Genomic DNA, 20,613 nt, shown 5'->3' with positions numbered 1-20,613 from the left:
TCACACCTCCGCCCTGTCGTGGGTCCGCGCCTCGTCGTGGGTCCGCGGCCTGGCCTTGAACATCTCCAGCATCCGGTCCGTGACGACGTATCCGCCGACGACGTTCATCGCGCCGAAGACCATGGCCACGAAGGCCAGGACGTAACCGAGCCAGGTGTGCGACTCCGCCGCGATCAGCATGGCGCCGACGACGACGATGCCGTGCACCGAGTTGGAGCCGGACATCAGCGGGGTGTGCAGGGTCGCGGGGACCTTGCTGATGACCTCGATGCCGACCAGCACGCTCAGCACGAACACGGTGATCGCGGTGAGGAGGTCGAGGTCGTTCATGACGTTTCACCTCCCATGAGGGCACCCGTGATCTCGTCGGACGGGTCGAGGACGAGTTCGCCGTCCCGCACCAAGTGGCGCAGCAGGGCGACGAGGTTGCGGGCGTAGGCCGTGGACGCGGCGGTGGCCATCGCGGACGGCAGGCGTCCGGCGCCGATGACGGTGACCCCGTTGTCCAGGACGGCGGTCTTGTCGGGTGCGGAGTTCTCGACGTTGCCGCCGAGGTCGCTCGCGGCGAGGTCGACGACGACCGAGCCGGGCCGCATCCGCTCCAGCACGGACGCGGTCACCAGCAGCGGCGGCCTGCGGCCGGGGACCTGGGCGGTCGTGACGACGATGTCGGAGCGGGCGATGTGCGTGTCCAGGGCGGCGCGCTGGGCCTGCTGCTCGGCTTCCGTCAACTCCCTCGCGTAGCCTCCCCGTCCGGTGCCCGGTTCCTCGTCCGGCGGGCGCTGGACGTCGAGGAACCGGGCACCGAGCGACTCCACCTCCCCTCGTGACGCGGGGCGTACGTCGTACGCCGAGACGACGGCGCCGAGGCGGCGGGCCGTGGCGATGGCCTGCAGTCCGGCCACTCCGGCGCCGAGGACCAGGAACTGCGCCGGGCGCATGGTGCCCGCCGCGGTGGTCAGCATCGGGAAGAAGCGGTCGTAGGAGTCGGCGGCGAGCAGGGCCGCCTTGTAGCCGGCGACGCCGGCCTGGGAGGTCAGCGCGTCCATCGACTGGGCGCGGCTGAGGGTGCGCGGCAGCAGGTCGAGGCTCACCGTGCGCACGCCGCGTCGGTGCAGGTCCTGCACCAGGGCGGGGTGCCGCAGCGGTTCGAGCAGGCCGATCAGGGTCTGCCCGGCGCGCAGGGCCGCGGCGGTCTCCGGGTCGGGCGCCGCCACGCACAGGACGAGTCCGGCCCGTGCGTACAGCTCCGCCGGGGACACGACGGCCGCGCCCGCGGCGGTGTAGTCGGCGTCGGTGAACCAGGCTGCGGAGCCCGCCCCGGTCTCGATGAGGACGTCGAGCCCGGCCCGGCGCAGAAGGGTGACGGTCTCGGGGACGACGGCGACCCGGCGTTCGCCGGGCGCCCGCTCCCGTACGGCGCCTACGGTGACGGTGGCCATGGTGTGCTGCCTCTCCCTGTGGCCGGTGGGTGCCGGGCCACAGAACTCTCGGGGCTCTCGGGCCTCTCAGAACTCGAAGACGAGCCGTGCCTCGGCCCGCCCGCCGAGGACCTCTTCGAAGGAGTCGTTGACGTCCTCCAGGCGGCGGGTCTCGGCGATGACCCGGGTGCGTCCTGCCGCGTGCAGCGCGAACACCTCTGTCAGGTCCTGGCGGGTGCCGACGATGGAGCCGATGACCGAGATGCCGCCGATGACGGTCTCGAAGATCGGCACGTCGATCGCCGCGTTGTCGGCGGGCAGCGCGACCATGACGAGACGTCCGCCGGGGTTGAGCGACTTGTAGGCCTGTTCGAAGGCCTTGGGCGCGGCGGCGAGGACGATCGCCACGTCCGCTCCGCCGGCCTTCCTGATCTCCTCGACGGGGTCGTGGGTGCGGGCGTTGACGAGTTCGTCGGCGCCGAGCCGGTGGGCCAGGCCCAGCTTGTCCGGTTCGAGGTCGACGGCGGTGACCAGACCTCCGACCAGGCGCGCGTACTGCACCGCGAGGTGGCCGAGTCCGCCGATGCCGAACACGGCGACCCGTTCGGCCGGGACCACGTGGGCGACCTTGACGGCCTTGTACGTGGTGACGCCGGCGCAGGTCAGCGGTGCCGCGTCGAGCGACGGCACGGCGTCGGGCACGCGGACGACCGCGCCCGCGTTCGCGACGGTGTACTCGGCGTAGCAACCGTCCACGGAGTAGCCGGAGTTGACCTGCGACCGGCACAGTGTCTCCCAGCCGGAGACGCAGTAGCGGCAGGTGCCGCAGGACGAGCCGAGCCACGGGACGGCGACCCGCTTGCCGACCAGGTCCTCGGGGACGCCGGCGCCGACGGCCCGGACGGGGCCGATGCCCTCGTGGCCGGGGACGAACGGAGGCCGCGGCTTGACCGGCCAGTCGCCGCGGGCCGCGTGGATGTCGGTGTGGCAGAGCCCGGAGGCCTCCATGCGGACGAGTACCTGTCCGGGGCCGGGCTCGGGGACCGGCAGGTCCTGGATCTCCAGGGCCTTGCCGAAGTCGGTGACCACTGCTGCCTTCATGACCTGCTCCTCAACTGCTGTGGCGCGGGGGCGCCTTGATCCGGGTGACGAAGCGCAGTCCGTCTCCGGCGGGGAGGGAGAAGCCGCCCGGGGTGCCCGGTTCGACGTCCAGGACGAGGAGCGGGCGGCCGAGTGCCTCGTAGTGGTCGGCGTTCATGTGGAAGGTGCAGCCGTGCACCACGCCGACGAGCATGTCGGCTTCTCCCAGGACGCATGCGCCGCCGGGGAAGCACATCGGGTCGCCGCCGCCGCAGCGGCCGCCCGACTGGACGAACATCACCGGCCGGCCCTGGGCGGCGCGCAGGGCCTCGATGGCCTTGCGGGCCGCCCGGGTGAGGGTGACGCGTCCCGCGGTGCCGTTCACGACCTTCGGGGACATGTCGCCGTGCTCCTTCCTAGAACAGCCCGAGCGGCTTGGTGCCGTAGCTGACCAGGAGGTTCTTGGTCTGGCTGTAGTGCTCGAGCATCATCTGGTGCGTCTCGCGGCCGATGCCGGAGACCTTGTAGCCGCCGAACGCGGCACCGGCGGGGTACTGGTGGTAGCAGTTCGTCCAGACCCGGCCGGCCTTGATGGCGCGGCCCATGCGGTAGGCGCGGGCGCCGTCACGGCTCCACACGCCGGCGCCGAGGCCGTACAGAGTGTCGTTGGCGAGCTCGAGGGCCTCGGCCTCGTCCTTGAACGTGGTGACCGCGAGGACGGGGCCGAAGATCTCCTCCTGGAAGACCCGCATCCTGTTGTGGCCCTTGAGGACGGTCGGCTCGTAGAAGTAGCCGTCCGCGAACGGGCCGTCGAGGGTGGGCCGGTGGCCGCCGGCGAGCAGTTCGGCGCCCTCCTTCAGGCCGATCTCGACGTACGAGGCGATCTTCTCGACCTGCTGCTTCGACACCTGGGGGCCGATCATGGTCGCGGTGTCGAGCGGGTCGCCCTGTTTGACGGCCCGGATGCGCTCCAGGCAGCGGCCCATGAACTCCTCGTAGATGTCCTCCTGGATGAGCGCGCGGGAGGGGCAGGTGCACACCTCGCCCTTGTTGAACGCGTACAGCACGAGTCCCTCGACGGCCTTGCTCAGGAAGTCGTCGTCGGCCGCGGCCACGTCGTCGAAGAAGATGTTGGGCGACTTGCCGCCCAGCTCCAGGGTGACCGGGATGATGTTCTGGGACGCGTACTGCATGATCAGACGGCCCGTGGTGGTCTCGCCGGTGAAGGCGACCTTGGCGATGCGCTTGTTGGTCGCGAGCGCCTTGCCGATCTCGGCGCCGGGTCCGTTGACCACGTTGAGGACGCCGGGCGGCACGATGTCGCCGACGACCTCCATCAGCTTCAGGATCGACCACGGGGTCGGGGAGGCGGGCTTGATCACCGTGGCGTTGCCGGCGGCGAGCGCCGGCGCCAGCTTCCACGCGGCCATCAGCAGCGGGAAGTTGAACGGGATGATCTGCCCGACCACGCCCAGCGGCTCGTGGAAGTGGTAGGCGACGGTCTCCTTGTCGATCTCGGTGATCCGGCTCTCCTCGGCGCGGATCGCGGCCGCGAAGTACCGGAAGTGGTCGGCGGCGAGCGGGATGTCGGCGGCCAGGGTCTCGCGGACCGGCTTGCCGTTCTCCCAGCTCTCCGCGACGGCGAGTTCCTCACGGTGGGCGTCGATGGCGTCGGCCATCCTGTTCAGGACGGCGGCGCGCTGTGCCGTGGAGGCCTCGCCCCACGCGTCCTTGGCGGAGTGCGCGGCGTCCAGGGCGTGTTCGATGTCCTCGGCCCCGGACTTCGGGATCTCGCAGATGGGCCGGGCGGTGGCGGGGCACAGGTCGGTCGTGTACTGACCCGTGGTGGGCGCCTGCCACTTGCCTCCGATGAAGTTCTCGTAGCGGGGTGCGACGTCGACGGGGCTGCCCGGCGCACCCGGAGGCTCGTACTTCATGACCGTCTCCTCTCGGATGACGTCCGATCACGACGATCGGGGCGATGCTCAGAACGCTAGGAGCGGGCACGCTGCAACACCGCTGCATGCCGCCGGACCTGCGGGTACACGGCCGTCTCCAGGTCCAGCGCGCGGGCCCGCGCGGCGGCCGCGGCGCGCTGCGGCGAGCCGGCCGGCAGTGTCCGGGCCAGCGCGGCCCAGGCGCCCGGGTCCTCGGTGCCCCAGGCCGCCTCCACCCAGCGGCGCAGCAGCGCGGCGTCACCGCCGCCGAGGACGGCCCCGCGCACCTGCTGCTCCAGGCAACAGCGGTGGGCCACGACGGCCGGTGCCTCGGAGCGCGGCAGCAGCGGGCCGCGGTAGCGGGCGAGCGCCTCGCGGACCCGGCCTTCGGCCAGCAGCCGGGACACGTCGCCGAAGTCCGTGCGCACGGGCCGCAGCAGCGCGTACGGGCGGGAGCCGAGCAGGTCGGGTCCCAGTACGGCGCGCAGCCGGGTCAGTTCGGCGCGCAGCGTCGAGGCGGGCACCTCGTGCTCCGAGAGGTCCACGGCCAGCCGGTCCCCGGGCACGCCCCGGCCGGCCAGGACCAGCGCCAGCACGATCTCGCTGTGCCGCGGACTGAGATGACGCACCCGGTCCGCGTCCTCCAGCAGGACGCCGTCGCGGCCCAGCGCCCACAGACGGACCCCGGCGAAGGGCGGGATCTCCCCGCCGCGTCGGACCCGCCCGTCCGGCCCGAGGAGGGGCGCCGACGGCTGCCGGAGGAGCTGCGCCTCGGCCGCCAGCGCGGCGCCACGCACCGCGGCCAGGGCGGGCGGTGTGGCGATGGAGGCGCCGCCGGACAGGTCGACCACGCCCAGCACCCGTCCGGTGGCGGGGTCGTGCACCGGGGCGGCGGCACAGGACCAGGCGTGCACGGAGGCGCTGTAGTGCTCGCCCGTCACGATCTGCACGGGGCGGCCCAACTCCAGTGCCGTGCCGGGGGCGTTGGTGCCGGCCTGCCGCTCCGACCACACCGCTCCCTCGACGAAGTGCATGCGCTCGGCGCGTCCCATGGCCCCGGTGTCGCCCTCGACCCAGAGCAGGGCGCCGTCGGCGTCGCCGACCGCGAACACATGCCCGTCGTCGGCGGCGCCGGCGCCCAGCAGTGCGCGGAACAGGGGCAGTACGGAGGCGAGGGGGTGGGCGCGGCGATAGGCGTCCAGCTCTTCGGACGCCCAGCGTCGCGGTGGCGGGCGGCTGCCGTCGGGCCGTACGCCGCCTGCCGCGCAGCGCTGCCAGGAGTCGGCGACGAGGCCGCGCACGCCCGGCTCCCGGCGCGACGTGGTCGCGTACCGCTCGTGGGCGGCGCGCAGCGCGGCGACCGAGGCGCTCGAAACGTCCATGGCACCTCCCTCGTGCCTGCTGCCGGACCGGCGGCACCAGCCTCGCCCCCGCACCGGGGCGGCCCGCAGGGGCCGAACGTCCCGAATCCCGGGGACATAGGGCGGTGCGGGCCTCCTCACCGGGAGGCCGTTCCGGGCCGGCGGGGCCTTTCCCCGGCGGCGGGCCGCCCGTTCGAATCGACGCCGGGCGAGGCCGCCACCCGTCCCGGGTCGAGCCGGTGGGCGTCCGCCGTCGCGGAGGACCGCTCGACGGCGTCCGGGTGGCGCGGGTCCTCGGTCGTCGCCGGCCCGGTCACGGGTTCCCGCCCTCCTCACGGATCACCGCGACGGGGCAGCCGGCGTACCGCAGGGCCGCCCGGCTGACGCCGGCCGGGCGGGCGGCGGTCCAGCCGCCCCGGCGACGCGTGCCGATCACGACGAGCTGAGCGCGGGTGCTCGCCTCGATCACCGCCCGGCGTGTCCCGCCCCGGACGCGGGCACGGCGCACGGTCAGGTCGGGGTACTTCTTCCGCAGCGCGGGCGGCAGGGCGACGGACTGCTCGCCCAACCGGCCGGCGCGCGTCGCGGACCCGTCCAGCACCACCACGTCCGTTCCCCGGGCCGACGCCTGCGCGAAGGCGAACTCGGCGGCCCGCCGACCGGCGGGTCCGTGGTCGCAGGCGAGCACGACGGGGCCGGCCGGGTCCGGCCGGCCGCGGACCAGCAGCACCGCGGAGCCCGCGCCGGCGGCCAGCCTGGCGGCGACCGAGCCGCGTCGCGGAGCGCCGGACCGGCTCGCCGGCCGGCTGCCGACGACGGTGAGCGACGCCCCGCGGGACTCCGTCTCCAGCACCGACGCGGGTTCACCCATGAGGACCGTGTGCGTCACGCGCAGACCGGGCACGGCACCCCGGGCCCGGCGCTCGGCCTCCGCCAGCGCGCCGCCGCCCGTGCCGTGCTCCCCGGCGCTCTCCGGATCCCACGGAGGCACCCCCGGCGGCACCTGCGCGGCGGGCCACTCGAAGGCGTGCGCCAGCCGGAGGTCCACCCCCAGCCGGCCGGCCTCCCGGGCGGCGGCCTCCACCGCGGCCATGCTCGTCGCCGAGCCGTCCACTCCCACCAGTACGGGGCCGCTCATGTCGGCTCCCCCCTTCCTTCGCACGGCGCCGGGACGGAAGCGGTGATGCTCCCCGGCGCGCCGGCGGACGGCCCGGTGCCGCCGGACCCTCGGGTCCGACGGCCCAGTCCCGCTTCCCGACCCCACGCTCTCGGGGTGCGGGGCGCCCCGGCAGAGGCCGGTCGGGCCCCGAAGCGCACCGTCCGGCCCTGTCCCGGCAGGCGGCGGTTGCGGAGAATCGAGAGGGTGGAGGGGAACCGCGCGCGGTCGCCGGACCTTCGGTGACCTGCCGCGCCGGACACGGGAGGTGCGTCATGACCGGCCCCGTCGTCGTCGGACTCGACGGCTCACCCGGGAGCGTGACGGCCGCGTGGTGGGCCGCCGACGAGGCGGTCCGCAGGGGGTTGCCGCTGGTCCTGCTCCATTCGTGGACCACGCAGCCACTCGACGTGCCGATCCCCCAGGAGGCCGGGAGCAAGCAGCGGTACGGGCAGGATCTGCTGCACCGCACGGAGGCCGAACTGCTGCACCGCTACGGCGATCTGAAGCCGACGACGGAACTGGTGGCGGAGCCCGCCGCCCAGGCCCTCCTCGCCCGCAGCAGGGGCGCGTCCCTGCTGGTGCTCGGGTCGCGCGGATACGGTTCGATGGCGAGCTTCCTGCTCGGGTCCATCAGCCTGCACGTGCTGGGCCTCGCCCGGTGCCCGGCGGTCACCGTCCGGGCCGGCGATCCCGCTGTCGAGGCCGGCTGGGGACACCCCGCCGCGGTGGACCGCGACGAGGTGGTGGTCGGCCTGTCGGACGCGGGGGCGGCGAGCGACCCGCTGCTGGAGTTCGCCTTCGCCGCCGCGGAGTCCTATGGCGTCGGGGTGCGCGTGGTGCGGGCCCTACCCCGTCACCCGCATCTGACGTCCCCCGACGACGGGGAGGCCCGTCTGGAGGCCGAGGAACGCGCCCGGCTCACCACCACGCTGGTCATGTGGCGCGAGATGTTCCCGGACGTGCCCGTCGTGGCGCAGGTCGTCACGGAAGCGGCCGCACCCGCACTGCTGTCCGCCGCCACGCGCAGCCGGCTCGCCGTGGTGGGCCGCCGCCGCCGGCCGTCCCACATGACCTGGAGACTCGGCCCCGTCGCGCACGCGGTGCTGCACCACGCCCCGTGCCCCGTCGCCGTCGTCCCGCACGGCTGACCGGGGGCGGCTCCGGTCGCGAAGACCGTGGCCCCCGCCCTCCGCGACGGGCGCAGCCCGCGGCGAGCGTGCTGGGCGGGTCGGCCGACGCCGGTCGACCGGGAGCCGTGCGGCAGGACGGCCGATCGCGACGCCCCCTCGGGCAGGGCGACCGGCGGCGGTCGCCCCGCACCCGTACGCCAGGACGACCGGACACAGGTACGGCATGACGGCCGGACGACACAGATACGGCATGACGGCCGGACGTGACGCCCGCTCGGTCGGCGGCGGACGACCGGGAGCCGTGCGGCCGGGCCTCACCTCACCGCGCCCCCGGTGCACGGCTCACGTGGGGGTCGAGGTGGCCGCGCCGGTGACTTTGAGGACCTCGGCGACCGGGCGCCGGGGCAGCGGCCGTACGCACGGCGGATACCCCAGCCGGAAGATCATCTGCGGGAAGGCCCCGCCGCTGAGCGTCTGGCGGATCCTCGTCCGCAGGGACGGGACCTCCAGCGGCTGGGTGTGGAAGGCCGCCATGACCCCCTGGTCCGCCGCTTCGAGGAGGACCCGCTGGAGGGCCTCTCCGGCCCGCAGCCAGGCCGCCGGGTCGTCACGGTCCGTGCTGAGGATCGCGACGGGCCCGGTGCGCGAGGGCCGGCGCTGCGGGGGCGCCGGGAACATCCGTGTGAGGCCGACGTAGTCCCGTCCGGCGAAGGCCGTGACGTCCGGGTGCGTCCGGTCGGCGCCGCCGGGGACGCCGTCGTACCTCGGCTCGCCGGGCCACCAGGTCCACCGCCGCTGCTCGGCGGCGTACTCCGGACGGGAGCGGCGGGCGTCCTCGGCCCTGCGCACCAGCTCGGCGAGGTGCCGTCTGCCCGCGCGGTCGGTGACGAAGTCCAGGGTCGCGCCCGCCTCGTGCGCGTGCTCGCGCAGGGCCTCGGCCAGCGACGGCGGGAGCGGCTCCGCCAGGAACGGCCCCTGCACGGTGTGGCGGCGCCGCACGGCGCCGAACAGGCGCTCGTCCTCGGGTGCGGGCCGGTGGTAGGCGCCCCAGGTCACCCGGGCCAGGAACGCCGGGTCCGACGGGCGCGGGAAGTGCTCGACGACCGGGTTGAAGCCCAGGTGGCGGACGGCGAGCCGGATGTTGAGAAGGGCGGCTCCGCAGCTGATGACCATTTCCCTGCCGCTGGGGTCGGTGAGGGGAAGTCGCCGGGCGCTGTCCGCGTGCAGCTCGACGCCCCGGTCCTCGTCCTCCGCGACGAAGATCCAGGGCTGCGTGTTGTACGGGGACGGGGCGGTGACGGCGGCCCGCACCAGGTAGGCGGCGGCGTGGCAGGGTTCTGCACGGACGTCGGACATCATCGGGAACACCCTTTCTCGGGCCCGGCTCCGGCGGGCGGGCCGCCGGAGCCGGGCCTGCGTCAGTCGTGCGGAACCAGCGCGACGGGCCGGCGCACGTGGTGGAGCAGCGCGTGGGCCACCGGGCCGGTGTGCGGGCCGACCGCGGTACGCCGCCGGCGGCGGCCCACCACCAGCAGTCCGGCCCCGGCCGCGGCGTGTGCGAGGACGTGGGCCGCGCGGCCCTCGTGGAGGTTCTCGCGCACGACCACCTCGGGGTACTTCGCGCGCCAGGGTTCGAGCAGTTCGGTGAGGTCGCGCTCCGCCTTCCGCCGGAGCCGCGCACGCTCCTCGGCGCCCGGGACGCCGCTGGTGAGCGGCGCGTGCCAGGCGTGCACGGCGCGCAGCGGCGCCTTGCGGAGTGCGGCCTCGCGGAACGCGAAGTCGAGGACGTCGTCGCAGGGCCCGCCGATGTCGACGGCGACCGCGACCTCACGGCAGGGAGTGGTGGTCGACGGCCTTCCCGAGCCGTCGGGAAGGTGTTCGCCGGTCGCCGTCTCGCCCGCCCGGACGAGGACGACGGGCCGGCCGGCGTGCGCCGCGGTGGCCAGGGCGACCGAACCCGACATGAACCCTCCGACACCGCCCGCTCCCTGACTCCCGATGACCAGCAGCTCCGCGTTCTCCGACTCGGCGAGGAGTGCGGGCCCCGGCTGCCTGCGCACCTGCTCGGCGGCGATGTACAGCCGCGGATAGCGCTCGTGCAGCAGTTCGAGGGCGCCGCGGAGCACCCGCCGCGCGCGGTACTGCGGTACCCGGACCTCGGGCAGGCCCGCGTCGGTGTCGTCGTCCGGCAGGCCCTCCCAGGCGTGCACCAGACGGAGCGGCAGTCCTCGGCGGAGGGCTTCCCTCGCCGCCCAGTCGGCCGCGGCGAGGCTTTCCTTCGAACCGTCCAGACCGGCCACGACTGGCCTCGTCATGACCGTCACCTCCTTCGTCCACCCGCGCTCGCGGGTCCTTCGGCGAAGGGCCCGCCCAGCGCGGTCCGGGGCTCCTCTACAGGTGGGGGACGACGGCCACCGGGCAGCCGACGTGGTGGATCGCGGCGTGGGTGACGGGACCGGTGCGCGGGCCGACCGGGCGTTCGGTGAGGCGGTGGCCGACGACGAGGAGACTCGCCCCGGTCGAGGCCCGCACGAGCGCGGTCGAGGGCCTGTCCTCCACCACCGTCGCCAGGACCTCCACGTCGGGGTACTTGTCCCGCCACACCTGCAGCACGGCCTGGAGGAAGCCCAGCCACTCCTCGCCCTGCTCCGGGTCGTTCACCAGGCCGACGTCGCCGGATCCGAGGCCGATCGGGCCGACCGTGTGCCAGGCGTGCACGGCGCGCAGCCGGGCGTGCCGCAGCCGGGCGGCCTCGAAGGCGAACTCGATGACCTCGTCGCATGCGTCGTCGACGTCGATCGCGACCACGACGTCCCGGTAGCCGGTGTCCGTCGCGGCGCTTCCGTCGCCCGCCGGCAGGTGTTCGTCGGCCGCGTCCTCGCCCGCCCGGACGAGCACGACGGGACGGGTGGCCTTCGCGACCACGCCGAGCGCGACGGAACCGACGAGGAACCCGGTGAAGCCGCTCAGGCCGCGCGAGCCGAGGACCAGCAGGTCGGCCTGGTCGGCCGCCTTCAGCAGGGCGGCGACGGCCGGGCCCTCCATCTGCTCGTCGGTGAGGCGGACGTCGGGGCTCTCGGCGCGGACGTGTTCCTCCGCCCGCCGCAGCGCACGCCGGGCCAGGTGCCGCTGCGCGGCGCCGGCGATCTCGCGCTCCTGCTGGCGGGGGTGCCAGTCCCAGGCGTGCACCAGGTGCAGCGGCCGGTGCCGCCGCTCGGCCTCACGGGCCGCCCATGACGCGGCGGCCAGGCTCTCGGCGGATCCGTCGACTCCGGCGACAACGGGGGAAAGCATGTCGGCACCTCCAGCGCTCGGTCTGTCATCCGCTACCAGCGTCGCGCCGCGGCCGGTGCGGGGGCAGAGGCTGCCCGGTCCTCACCGGGGGCCGTCCGGCCCCTCTGTGCGAAGACACGGCGGTCGACCGGCAGCCCTGCCCGCCGTGGGTACGGAGCCGGTCCGGAGGTCGGTCGGCAGTGGGTTCGGAAGCCGGTCCGGCAGTCAGTCTGGCAGTTGGCCCGGCAGTCAGGCCGAAAGCCGGTCCGGCACTCGGTCCAGCAGTCAGGCCGGAAGTGAGTCCGGAAGCCGGCGCGGGCGTCAGTCCGCGAGGAGGAGGTGGCACTTCTCGCCCGGCTGCACGCTCACCGCCCGGTCCGGCAGCCGGATGTCGATCGGCGAGCGGTCGGACGGCGGCACCGTCACCTCCAGGCCACCGCGCTCCAGGCGCAGCCGGACACCCCAGTGCCCCTGGTAGCGCAGGGAGAAGCCGTAGGCCGACAGCTCCGGCAGCGGCACCGGGTCGAGCCACAGGGCGCCCTCGCGGGTCTCCATGCCGGTCAGTCCCCGCTGGACGAGGTCCAGGGTGCCGGCCATGGCGCCGAGGTGGATTCCCTCGGCCGTGGTGCCGCCCTGCAGGTCGGCGATGTCGCCGCGCAGGGCCTCCTGGCAGTACGTCCATGCCTCGGCCCGCCGGGCGCGGGCCAGGACCCAGCCGTGGACCAGGCCGCTGAGGGTGGAACCGTGGCTGGTGCGCAGGAGGTAGTGGTCGACCGTCCGGCACCAGGTGTCGTCGTCCAGCCGGTGGCCCAACCGTGCGAAGAGGTCCCGGAGTTCGCCGGGCGAGAAGAGATAGCCGAGCATCAGGACGTCGGCCTGTTTGGACGCCTTGTAGCGGTTGACCGTGTCGCCCTCCGCCTCCAGGATCCGGTCCAGGCGCCGGATGTCGCCGTAGCGCCGCCGGTAGCCCTCCCAGTCGAGCTCGGCGAGGTCGCCGTAGCCCTCGAACTGGCTGATGATGCCGTCGTGGAAGGGGACGTGCAGGGTGCGCGAGACGTCCTCCCACTGTTCGAGCTCGCCGCCGTCGAGGCCGGTGCGCTCGGTGAGTTCGCGCCGCCGCGGTTCCGGCAGGGTGCGCAGCACCTCCAGGGCGCGGGCGAGCACCCAGGCGGCGGTGACGTTGGTGTACGCGTTGTCGTCGAGGCCGGGCCGCGGCGCGCCGGGATAGGCGTCGTGGTACTCGTCGGGGCCCATCACGCCCCGGATGCGGTGCCGGCCCAGCTGCTCGTCCCAGGTCGCCGAGTCCGCCCAGAAGCGGGCGATCTGCAGCAGCATCTCGGCACCCTTGGTGTGCAGGAACTCGGCGTCCCCGCTGGCCTCGCAGTACTGCCAGACGTTGTACGCCACCGCCGAGCCCACATGCCGCTGGAGCCGCGAGTGGTCCGGCAGCCAGCGGCCGGAGCGGGGGTTGAGGTGCAGCTCCTGCGTCTCCTCGCGCCCGTCGCTGCCGCTCTGCCAGGGGTACAGCGCGCCGCGCCGGCCGATCGCGCTGGCGGCGGCCCGGGCCCGCTCGAGGCGGCGGTGGCGGTAGCGGAGCAGGGCGCGGGAGACCTCCGGGAAGTGCAGGTTGAGGTACGGCAGCACGAACAGCTCGTCCCAGAAGACGTGGCCGCGGTACGCCTCCCCGTGCAGCCCGCGGGCGGGCACGCCGACGTCCAGGTCCGCCGTGTGCGGGGAGAGGGTCTGCAGGACGTGGAAGAGGTGCAGCCGCAGGATGTCCCCGGCTTCGCCGGCGACGTCCAGTTCGGCCCGCCGCCACAGCTGGTCCCAGGCGGTCAGATGCCCTTCGAGCAGGTCGTCGAAGCCGGGCGCCGCGCCGACCCGGTCGAGCGCCGCGTCCAGCGGGTCGCTGATCGCGGGATCGCGGGAGGTGTGCAGGGCGACGATCTTGTCGACGGTGACGGTGCGTCCGGGCAGCAGGCTCAGGCGCACCCGCCGGCCGACGCGGGTCTCCTCGTGCCGTGCGGTGCCGGGGTCGTCGGCGTCCAGCCTGGCCACCATGCCGACGCGGACGTCGGAGGTGCGGGTACGGCAGTGCAGCCACACCGTGTCCGGCCCGGCGGATCCGGTGTGCACCTTGGTGAGGTGACGGCCGTCCAGCTCCCGGTAGCGCGCGACCCCGGAGTTGGTGACCCCGGCGTCCAGCGCCGCCTCCACGTCGAGGTCGCCGGCGAAGCCCTCGGCGGTGAACTCGGTGCGCAGGGCCGCGAGATGGGGATCGGCCATGTGCACGACCCGCTGTTGCCGCACCGCCAGCACCCGGCCGTCGCCGAGCGCGTACCGCGTCCGGCGTTCCAGCAGCCCGGAGGCCAGGTGCAGCACCTGCCGGTGCTCCAGCACGGTCGCGGTGTCCGGGGTCAGCCACGGCTGCCCGGCGAGGCGGAACCGCAGCGGCAGCCAGTTCGGGACGTTGACCATGTCCTCGTTCTCCACCCGGCGGCCCGCGACGTCGGTGGTGAGCCGGTCGTAGCAGCCGGCCACGTAGGTGCCGGGATAGTGCACCTCGTCCGCGGCGCACTCGGGCAGGGCCCCGCGGGTGGCGAAGTAGCCGTTGCCCAGCGTGCACAGCGACTCGCGCAGGCGCTCGTCCGCGGGATCGTAGTCGTCGTACTCCCAGGTCCAGCCCGTCACTGCGGTACCCCCTCGTCGAGCGGTTCGCCGAGGCCGGGTCCGGCCCCGGCGCCTGCCGGCGGAGCCGCTCGGCCCGTGTCCACCACGTTCACACCGTCTGCGGCACGACCGCCACCGGGCAGTCCGCGTGATGGAGCAGGGTGTGGCTCACCCGGCCCAGCTGGAGCCCGGGACGGCCGTGCCTGCGCCGGGCTCCGACGACCACCAGATCGGCAGCGGCCGAGCGGCGCGCGAGGACCCGGTGGGCCGGTCCCTCCACCGTGACCCGCCGCACCCTGACGGCCGGATGGTCGGCGCCGGCGTCCCGCAGCAGCGTGTCGATCAGGGCGGAGGCCCGCTCCTCGTGCCGGCGCATCGGCTCCTCCCCGGGGGCGGGATCGTCGTCGCCGGCGTGCGCGGGGCAGCGCCAGGCCCGTACGACGTCCAGGGTGCATCCGCGTGCCTCGGCCTCGCGGAAGGCGAAGCGCACGGCGCCCGCTGCGGTCACGGGTTCGCCCGCGCCCAGCAGGATCCGTTCGTGGGAGCCGGCCAGGCCCGCCCGGTCGCCCCGCACGACGATCACCGGGCACTGCGCGCGGGCCGCCACGGCCAGGCCGACCGAGCCGAGGAGCAGTCCCTTCAGTCCGCCGCGGCCGCGTGCCCCCGTCACCAGGGCGAAGGCGTCCTCCTCCTCGCGCAGGAGGGCGTCGGCGGCGTCGTCGGGGACGATGTCGGTGGTGACCTTCACATCGGGGTTGCGCCGCCCGGCGCGCTCGGCGGCGGTGGCGACGAGGTTCTCCGCGAACACACGCTCCGAGGGGCGGCCGAGGGTGGTGGACGGGACGGCCCGCTCGTACCGCTCCCAGCGCGAGGCGTACACCAGCCGCAGCGCGAGACCGTGCCGGGCGGCCTCGTCCACCGCCCAGTCCAACGCCGTCAGGCCGGCGTCGGATCCGTCGATTCCCACCACCAGGGGAAGGGTCATCGTCCCCACCGCCTTCCGTACCGCACAAGGGCCCTCTCCTACCGTCGCACCGGTCGGCGGTCCGGACGAGGGGCGGACCGGCCCCTCACGGGGGTCGTCCGGCCCCTGTGTCCTCCTGCGCCGGGGCGGGCCAGGGGCGGGTGAGGTGTGTCGAGTGCCACTCGGCCCGCCGCCGTGCCCGCCCAGCCCATGGGGTCGGCGCGCCCTCGGGCGCACGCTGAAGTCGAGCTCCTTCAGGGGGAGTTCGTGACACCGGTACCCAGGAAAGCGAGGCTCGGCCATGAAGCCCACGAGGACAGGCGCCGTCATGGTCGGCGACGTCGTCACCGCTCGGTGCGACACGCCGTTCAAGGACGTGGTGCGCCTGCTCGAGGAGCACCGCATCAGCGGCCTCCCGGTGATCGACGAGGACCGCAAGGTCATCGGTGTGATCTCCGAGTCCGATCTCGTGCTGCGTCAGGTGCGCGAGCCGGGGTCCACCGGCGTCCGGGCGCGCTGCCGGCGTCTGCTGAGCGGCCGCGCCCGGCACACGGCGGCCAAGAGCGTCGCGCGGACGGCCCGCGGGGTGATGACGGCGCCCGCCGTCACCGTGCGCGCCGGCACCACGGTCGCCGAGGCCGCCCGGCTGATGACGGAGCACCGCGTCGAGCGGCTGCCCGTGGTGGACGAGGAGGGCACCCTCGTCGGCATCGTCACGCGCCGGGACCTGCTCCGGGTGTTCCTGCGCACCGACGACGAGATCCGGCGGGACGTGCAGCAGGAGGTCCTGCTGAACACGCTCTGGCTGGCACCGCACACCGTCGAGACGACCGTGCGGGGCGGTGTGGTCACGCTCACCGGCCGACTGGAACGGCGCAGTGAGATCCGCGTCGCCGTCGCCATGACGCGGCGGCTGGACGGCGTCGTGGACGTCGTCGACCACCTCACCTACCGCATCGACGACAAGCCCGAGCAGCCCGCCGGCCTGGCCGTGCACGGCGTCGCCGACGACTGGCTGCGCTCACTCTGAACGAAGGTGACAGAGATGATCCCCGTCCTTCTGATCGTCGCCACGGTGCTGGGCGCCTGTCTGGTGTTCGGCTACAGCTCGTTCGTCGTCGGCTTCGCACTGATGGTGGTCGGCGTCCTGGGGCTCATCGCCTTCCTGTCGACGCCGGGCGCCGTGCTGCGCCCCGGTGAGCGGGAGTTCGTCGAGGAACGGCACTACTTCGGCAAGAACGACGACCACCGGGAGTTCCGGAAGTGACGGCCGCCGGCCGGCACACGGGAACGGCGCCGGTGAGCCGGCGCCCGGGAACCCTGCCGGTGAAAGACGAAGGCGTGGGCCGGGGATCATGTCCCCGGCCCACGAGAGCGATGCCCGCGGCGCGTCAGGAGTGCACCGACACGCGGTGCTCGGTCCGCTCCGGCCCGTACGGCGCGGGCGGAGGCGTCCTGGGTGTCCGGCGGCGCAGCAACCGGACGGCCAGACCGTCGAAGGCCGCGGTGAGGACACACGTCAGGCCCGCCGCCAGCACGAGCAGCATCGCGAACCGTTCCCAGAACTCCGGTGTGAGACTGGTACCCACTGTCCTCGCCCTCCCTGGTCGGCGTCGTTCTCCCTGCTCCCAGCCAACTCCGCGGCGGGACGGCGCGCTTGAGCCGAGGGGGCCCGGCGAAGGCCCGGAACGGCCCTCGTTCGCGGGCCGGTCGGCCCTGGTGGCCGTGGGGTCGCCATGGTGTGCTGGAGGCGGCGGGAAGGACCCGGCAGAGAGACGCGGAGAAGCGGCCGTCGCAAGGCCGCGCACCGCGCAATCAGGATCCGCGAGAAGCGGGTGGTGTCCTTCCCGCCCCTTCGGTGCCCCGGCACCCGGGGCAGGAGGTCCGTCAGCCCTTGCCTCCGCTGAGATTCCGCCACTGCGGGCCGACGCGCTCCCACTCCGCGGCCCACTCCTGCAGACGCCGGCGCAGCAGCCGCCCGCGTATCAGCCGTCCGCCGGCGAGGACCGCGAGTCCGGCACCGGACGCGGCCAGCACACCGGCCCCCGTCACCTCCACCGTCCGCCGTGCCGCCGTGGGCGGCCCGGAGACCGGATCGCCTGCGCTGTCCAACCAGGCCGTCACACGGGTGCCCGCCGCGGCATCGGGATCGACCTTCGTCCGCACCGTGTGCGTGACGCCGTCGGCGGTCGTCCAGCGGACCCTGGCCCACACCCTGCCGTCGTCGAAACCGGTCGTGGTCGGCGGTATCTTCGCGGCGTCCTCCAGCAGCACCGCGGCGACGGGGTGCACGTCCGCCCGCCGTGCGGCGATGTCCCGGTCGACCGCCGTCGCGGCCGCCTGGCCCGCGAACGCCCCGCCCAGGAGGGCCAGCGTCCAGGTGGCGAGCACGATCCTGGCTTCCACGACATCGCTGCGGCGGCGCAGCGGATTGCGCCGCCACCGCCACAAGCGCACCCCGGTCGTCGTCGTCCGCCGCGTCCCAGCCATGAACCTGACACCTCCCCATGTGCCGTCAAGGTCACACCACGGTCCCGGCGCCGCCGGACCGGGCGGTCCGGGCGTCGTCGGGGAGATCCGGGTCGAGGTCCGGGCGGCGGGGCGGCCCGGACAGGGCGCAGTCGACGTCCACCACGCCTTCCACCGTCCGCACCCTGCGCGTGACGACGGGGACGAGCGAGGTGTCGCGGACCCGGCCGGTGAGCGTCACGACCCCGTCGCGCACCTCCACCCGGATCGGCTCGGCCGGCGCGGCGAAGAGCCGGGCGACGACGTCCCGGCGCACCTCTTCGGCGATGTCGGCGTCGTCCCTGAGGAACACCCTGAGCAGGTCGGTGCGGCTGACGATGCCCTGCAGCACACCCTCGCCGTCGACGACCGGCAGCCGCTTGAGGTGGTGCCGCGCCATGACGCGCGCGGCCCGGGCCACGGTCTCGTCGGCGCGCACGGTGACGGCCGGAGCGTTCATCAGGTCCTCGGCGGACACCGCGTCGGCCTTGGCCAGGCCGAAGGCGCCGGACGAGCGCCCGTGGCGGTCCGGGTCTGCGTCGGGGTCGCGGAGGATCTCCTTGGGCAGGAGATCGGCCTCGGACACGACCCCGATGACCCGGTGGCCGCCGTCCAGGACGGGCAGGGCGCTGACGTTCCAGCGGCGCATGGTCCGGGCGACGTCCTTGAAGGCCGCACCCTCCCGCAGCGCGACCACGGTGCGGGTCATCACGTCACTCACGAGGTAGGGCATGACGTCCTCCAAGTGCTGGGATGCCGTCCTGCGTCACTTCCAGCCTCCGCCGCCGGGCCCGCGAGGACATGGGCCCCATGGCCCTGTTCCCGAGGTCCGGAAGCCTCTACTCACGGGTTGCCGCTCCCTGCTCCGGTCCGCCGGTACCGACCGGCGGTCGCCCAGGCACCGACGGGCGGTCGCCTGCCGGACCCGACGAGCGGTCGCCCAGGCACCGACGGGGGACGCCCAGGCACTGGCCGGGGGGGGTGCCCCGGTACCGGCGGCGGTCGGCCAGCACTGCCGGGTGCTCGCCCCGTCACTGACCGGCGGTCGCCCCGGTACCGCGGGGCGGTCGACCAGTACCGACGGACGGCCCACCCCGGGGCCCACGGACGGTCGCCCGGGACCGGCGACGTGGTGGCCCGGGGCCCACGGACGGTCGCCCGGGACCGGCGACGTGGTGGCCCGGGACCCACGGACGGCCCACCCCGGGATCCACGGACGGTCGCCCGAGACCGGCGACGTGGTGGCCCGGGACCCACGGACGGCCCACCCCGGGATCCACGGACGGTCGCCCGAGACCGGCGACGTGGTGGCCCGGGACCGGCGGGGGGCCCACCGGCCCCCTACGGCTTGCGCGACGGGACCCGCCACACCAGCGTGGTGCCGCCACCCTCGGGGGTGCCCAGCTCCAGCCGGCCGCCCAGCTGCTCGGCGCGCTCGGCCATGTTGCGCAGCCCGCTGCGGCGGCCGTCCTGCGGGATGCCCACGCCGTTGTCGGTGACCGACAGCCGGACCTCCCGGCCGTCCGTGGCGAGCAGGACGTCGGCCCGGTCCGCGCGCGCGTGGCGGGCGATGTTGGTCAGGGCCTCGGACAGCACCGCCACCACATGGTCGGCGATCTCCTTCGGCACGTCGGTGTCCAGCAGGCCCTCCATGCGCACGCTGGGGGCGAACCCGAGGACCGGCGCCGCCTCCCCGACCACGCGTACGGCACGCGCCCGCAGCCCCGCCTCGCCGGCGCCCTCGCGGGTGCGCAGCCCGAAGATGGTGGACCTGATGATCTTGATGGTCTCGTCCAGGTCGTCGACCGCGCGCACCACCCGCTCCGCCGCCTGCTCGTGCTCGATGAAACGGCCCGCGCTCTGCAGGGTCATGCCGGTGGCGAACAGCCGCTGGATCGCCAGGTCGTGCAGGTCACGCGCGATGCGGTCGCGGTCCTTGAGCACCGCGACCTCCTCGGCGTCCTGACGGCGTTCCGCCAGCTCCATCGCGAGGGCGGCCTGCCCGGCGAAGGCCTGCAGGGTCTCGGTCTCCGTCGCCGAGAACGCCGGCCGGCCGGTCTCGCGCGCCAGCAGGACCACGCCCCGCAGACCGGCTTCGCCGGTGCCGATGGGCACGGCCACCGCGGGGCCGAGCCCGCCGAACCGCGGGGGTTCCAGCGAGACGCGGTCGTCGTGGGTGACGTCGTCGCTGGTGACCGGGGCCGCTTCGGAGAAGGCCAGCCCCATCAGGCTCCTGTCCATCGGCAGGACGAGCCCCCGGTGGGCCTCGGCGTTCATCCCGACGGCGACCTCCACGGCGAGCGACCCGGTGTCCTCCATGGGCAGCGCGACCGCCGCCAGCGCGGACCCGGTGATCTCACCGGCCTGCTCGGCGATCAGGGCGAGGACCTCGCCGCGCGCGCCGCCGGACATCAGGCTGTGGGTGATCGCCGCGTTCGCCCGCAGCCAGCGTTCCCGCAGCCGGGACTCCTCGTAGAGCCGGGCGTTGTCGATGGCGACACCGGCGGCGACGGCCAGGGTCAGCGTCACGGACACGTCTTCCTCGTCGAACTGGCCCCCGCCCCGCTTCTCGGTCAGGTACAGGTTGCCGAAGACCTGGTCGCGCACCCGGATGGGGACGCCGAGGAAGGTGTTCATCGGCGGGTGGTGCGGCGGGAAGCCGTACGAGGCCGGGTGCTCGGAGATCTTCGCCAGGCGCAGCGGCTCGGGGTGGCGGATCAGCTCGCCGAGGATGCCGTGGCCCTCCGGGTACGGGCCGATCCGGGCGATCTGCTCCTCGGTGACGCCGACCGTGTGGAAGGCCGACAGCCGCTTGCCGTCCGGGCCGATCACACCGAGCGCCGCGTACTCCGCGTCGACCAGCACGGCGGCGGCCTCCACGATGCTGTGCAGGGCCTGCTCCAGGTCCAGCTCCCTGCCGACCGACAGCACCGCCTCCAGCAGGCTGTGCACCCGGTCGCGGGTGCCACGAGCCGCGTCCAGCCGAGCCTGCAACTCCTCCAGCAGCTCGTCCAGTCGCAGCTGAGGCAGCCGTACGCGAGCCTCCTCGGGGCTTCCCACCTGCACTCCTCCGGTCCACACGGACACCCACCGGTCCGATCATGTGCCAC

Annotated in this window: 20 protein-coding genes; 3 read left to right on the top strand and 17 right to left on the bottom strand. The window is 74.5% G+C overall.

Annotation, left to right across the window (positions count from 1 at the left end):
• The 8 genes from ACFY30_RS28600 to ACFY30_RS28565 all read right to left on the bottom strand — a co-directional run bounded on the left by ACFY30_RS28600 (position 1) and on the right by ACFY30_RS28565 (position 6,937).
• Positions 1-330: an NAD(P) transhydrogenase subunit alpha gene (locus ACFY30_RS28600; protein ID WP_390848030.1), complete on the bottom strand. Its 330-nt coding sequence runs from the start codon at positions 328-330 to the stop codon at positions 1-3.
• A complete protein-coding gene (locus ACFY30_RS28595; RefSeq protein WP_390848029.1) occupies positions 327-1,442 on the bottom strand; it encodes an NAD(P) transhydrogenase subunit alpha in 1,116 nt (371 codons plus the stop codon). The genes ACFY30_RS28600 and ACFY30_RS28595 overlap by 4 nt, the downstream gene beginning before the upstream one ends.
• 66 nt (positions 1,443-1,508) lie before the next feature.
• Positions 1,509-2,522: a zinc-dependent alcohol dehydrogenase gene (locus tag ACFY30_RS28590; RefSeq protein ID WP_390848028.1), complete on the bottom strand. Its 1,014-nt coding sequence runs from the start codon at positions 2,520-2,522 to the stop codon at positions 1,509-1,511.
• A 10-nt stretch (positions 2,523-2,532) separates the two neighbouring features.
• Positions 2,533-2,901 (bottom strand): DUF779 domain-containing protein, encoded by a 369-nt coding sequence (locus tag ACFY30_RS28585; protein ID WP_390848027.1) that lies wholly within the window; start codon positions 2,899-2,901, stop codon positions 2,533-2,535.
• Between the two features lie 16 nt (positions 2,902-2,917).
• Positions 2,918-4,438: an aldehyde dehydrogenase family protein gene (locus tag ACFY30_RS28580; RefSeq protein WP_390848026.1), complete on the bottom strand. Its 1,521-nt coding sequence runs from the start codon at positions 4,436-4,438 to the stop codon at positions 2,918-2,920.
• Positions 4,439-4,494: 56 nt separating this feature from the next.
• On the bottom strand, positions 4,495-5,820 hold the full coding sequence (locus ACFY30_RS28575) for a transcriptional regulator (protein ID WP_390848025.1): 1,326 nt from the start codon (positions 5,818-5,820) through the stop codon (positions 4,495-4,497).
• A gap of 116 nt (positions 5,821-5,936) precedes the next feature.
• On the bottom strand, positions 5,937-6,116 hold the full coding sequence (locus tag ACFY30_RS28570; protein WP_390848024.1) for a hypothetical protein: 180 nt from the start codon (positions 6,114-6,116) through the stop codon (positions 5,937-5,939).
• A complete protein-coding gene (locus ACFY30_RS28565; RefSeq protein ID WP_390848022.1) occupies positions 6,113-6,937 on the bottom strand; it encodes a universal stress protein in 825 nt (274 codons plus the stop codon). Before ACFY30_RS28565 ends, ACFY30_RS28570 begins: the two co-directional genes overlap by 4 nt.
• Before the next feature lie 293 nt (positions 6,938-7,230).
• Here ACFY30_RS28565 and ACFY30_RS28560 point away from each other — a divergent pair, with 293 nt between their 5' ends.
• On the top strand, positions 7,231-8,106 hold the full coding sequence (locus ACFY30_RS28560) for a universal stress protein (RefSeq protein WP_390848021.1): 876 nt from the start codon (positions 7,231-7,233) through the stop codon (positions 8,104-8,106).
• A gap of 324 nt (positions 8,107-8,430) precedes the next feature.
• On the opposite strand, the gene ACFY30_RS28555 is transcribed toward ACFY30_RS28560, so the two are convergent.
• From ACFY30_RS28555 to ACFY30_RS28535, 5 genes are all read right to left on the bottom strand, one after another.
• Complete coding sequence (locus ACFY30_RS28555; RefSeq protein ID WP_390848020.1) at positions 8,431-9,447, bottom strand: Acg family FMN-binding oxidoreductase; 1,017 nt, start codon at positions 9,445-9,447, stop codon at positions 8,431-8,433.
• A 59-nt stretch (positions 9,448-9,506) separates the two neighbouring features.
• Positions 9,507-10,403, bottom strand: coding sequence for a universal stress protein (locus tag ACFY30_RS28550; RefSeq protein ID WP_390848019.1), 897 nt, complete (start codon positions 10,401-10,403; stop codon positions 9,507-9,509).
• A gap of 76 nt (positions 10,404-10,479) precedes the next feature.
• Positions 10,480-11,382, bottom strand: coding sequence for a universal stress protein (locus ACFY30_RS28545; protein WP_390848018.1), 903 nt, complete (start codon positions 11,380-11,382; stop codon positions 10,480-10,482).
• A 300-nt stretch (positions 11,383-11,682) separates the two neighbouring features.
• Positions 11,683-14,052, bottom strand: a complete 2,370-nt coding sequence (locus ACFY30_RS28540) for a glycoside hydrolase family 65 protein (protein ID WP_390848017.1) — start codon at positions 14,050-14,052, stop codon at positions 11,683-11,685.
• 88 nt (positions 14,053-14,140) lie between these two features.
• Positions 14,141-15,016, bottom strand: a complete 876-nt coding sequence (locus ACFY30_RS28535) for a universal stress protein (RefSeq protein ID WP_390848015.1) — start codon at positions 15,014-15,016, stop codon at positions 14,141-14,143.
• 280 nt (positions 15,017-15,296) lie between these two features.
• On the opposite strand from ACFY30_RS28535, the gene ACFY30_RS28530 reads away from it, so the two are divergent.
• Positions 15,297-16,025 (top strand): CBS domain-containing protein, encoded by a 729-nt coding sequence (locus tag ACFY30_RS28530; RefSeq protein ID WP_390848014.1) that lies wholly within the window; start codon positions 15,297-15,299, stop codon positions 16,023-16,025.
• A 15-nt stretch (positions 16,026-16,040) separates the two neighbouring features.
• On the top strand, positions 16,041-16,262 hold the full coding sequence (locus ACFY30_RS28525; RefSeq protein ID WP_390656713.1) for a hypothetical protein: 222 nt from the start codon (positions 16,041-16,043) through the stop codon (positions 16,260-16,262).
• A gap of 124 nt (positions 16,263-16,386) precedes the next feature.
• Here ACFY30_RS28525 and ACFY30_RS28520 read toward each other — a convergent pair whose 3' ends face one another.
• From ACFY30_RS28520 to ACFY30_RS28505, 4 genes are all read right to left on the bottom strand, one after another.
• The gene (locus ACFY30_RS28520; protein ID WP_390848013.1) at positions 16,387-16,584 is read right to left on the bottom strand and encodes a hypothetical protein; all 198 of its coding nucleotides are present in this window, start codon (positions 16,582-16,584) and stop codon (positions 16,387-16,389) included.
• A gap of 298 nt (positions 16,585-16,882) precedes the next feature.
• Complete coding sequence (locus ACFY30_RS28515) at positions 16,883-17,485, bottom strand: hypothetical protein (RefSeq protein WP_390848012.1); 603 nt, start codon at positions 17,483-17,485, stop codon at positions 16,883-16,885.
• 31 nt (positions 17,486-17,516) lie between these two features.
• Positions 17,517-18,236 carry a CBS domain-containing protein gene (locus tag ACFY30_RS28510; RefSeq protein WP_390848010.1) on the bottom strand — a complete coding sequence of 240 codons (720 nt, stop codon included), beginning with the start codon at positions 18,234-18,236 and terminating at the stop codon, positions 17,517-17,519.
• A gap of 608 nt (positions 18,237-18,844) precedes the next feature.
• Positions 18,845-20,563: a GAF domain-containing protein gene (locus tag ACFY30_RS28505; RefSeq protein WP_390848009.1), complete on the bottom strand. Its 1,719-nt coding sequence runs from the start codon at positions 20,561-20,563 to the stop codon at positions 18,845-18,847.
• Between the last annotated feature and the right edge of the window lie 50 nt (positions 20,564-20,613).

It is taken from the genome of Streptomyces sp. NPDC000345, from assembly GCF_042898825.1.
In the GTDB taxonomy this organism is placed as follows: domain Bacteria; phylum Actinomycetota; class Actinomycetes; order Streptomycetales; family Streptomycetaceae; genus Streptomyces.
The sequence above is the reverse complement of the archived record's forward strand: the minus strand, read 5'-3'. Positions and strand labels throughout refer to the sequence as shown.

What these genes read in the sequence shown, in the direction of transcription:
- ACFY30_RS28580 (WP_390848026.1), bottom strand. Translation starts at nt 4,438, where the DNA reads ATGAAGTACGAGCCTCCGGGTGCGCCGGGCAGCCCCGTCGACGTCGCA.
- ACFY30_RS28510 (WP_390848010.1), bottom strand. Translation starts at nt 18,236, where the DNA reads ATGCCCTACCTCGTGAGTGACGTGATGACCCGCACCGTGGTCGCGCTG.
- ACFY30_RS28565 (WP_390848022.1), bottom strand. Translation starts at nt 6,937, where the DNA reads ATGAGCGGCCCCGTACTGGTGGGAGTGGACGGCTCGGCGACGAGCATG.
- ACFY30_RS28535 (WP_390848015.1), bottom strand. Translation starts at nt 15,016, where the DNA reads ATGACCCTTCCCCTGGTGGTGGGAATCGACGGATCCGACGCCGGCCTG.
- ACFY30_RS28515 (WP_390848012.1), bottom strand. Translation starts at nt 17,485, where the DNA reads ATGGCTGGGACGCGGCGGACGACGACGACCGGGGTGCGCTTGTGGCGG.
- ACFY30_RS28600 (WP_390848030.1), bottom strand. Translation starts at nt 330, where the DNA reads ATGAACGACCTCGACCTCCTCACCGCGATCACCGTGTTCGTGCTGAGC.
- ACFY30_RS28595 (WP_390848029.1), bottom strand. Translation starts at nt 1,442, where the DNA reads ATGGCCACCGTCACCGTAGGCGCCGTACGGGAGCGGGCGCCCGGCGAA.
- ACFY30_RS28545 (WP_390848018.1), bottom strand. Translation starts at nt 11,382, where the DNA reads ATGCTTTCCCCCGTTGTCGCCGGAGTCGACGGATCCGCCGAGAGCCTG.
- ACFY30_RS28560 (WP_390848021.1), top strand. Translation starts at nt 7,231, where the DNA reads ATGACCGGCCCCGTCGTCGTCGGACTCGACGGCTCACCCGGGAGCGTG.
- ACFY30_RS28550 (WP_390848019.1), bottom strand. Translation starts at nt 10,403, where the DNA reads ATGACGAGGCCAGTCGTGGCCGGTCTGGACGGTTCGAAGGAAAGCCTC.
- ACFY30_RS28530 (WP_390848014.1), top strand. Translation starts at nt 15,297, where the DNA reads ATGAAGCCCACGAGGACAGGCGCCGTCATGGTCGGCGACGTCGTCACC.
- ACFY30_RS28575 (WP_390848025.1), bottom strand. Translation starts at nt 5,820, where the DNA reads ATGGACGTTTCGAGCGCCTCGGTCGCCGCGCTGCGCGCCGCCCACGAG.
- ACFY30_RS28555 (WP_390848020.1), bottom strand. Translation starts at nt 9,447, where the DNA reads ATGATGTCCGACGTCCGTGCAGAACCCTGCCACGCCGCCGCCTACCTG.
- ACFY30_RS28525 (WP_390656713.1), top strand. Translation starts at nt 16,041, where the DNA reads ATGATCCCCGTCCTTCTGATCGTCGCCACGGTGCTGGGCGCCTGTCTG.
- ACFY30_RS28590 (WP_390848028.1), bottom strand. Translation starts at nt 2,522, where the DNA reads ATGAAGGCAGCAGTGGTCACCGACTTCGGCAAGGCCCTGGAGATCCAG.
- ACFY30_RS28585 (WP_390848027.1), bottom strand. Translation starts at nt 2,901, where the DNA reads ATGTCCCCGAAGGTCGTGAACGGCACCGCGGGACGCGTCACCCTCACC.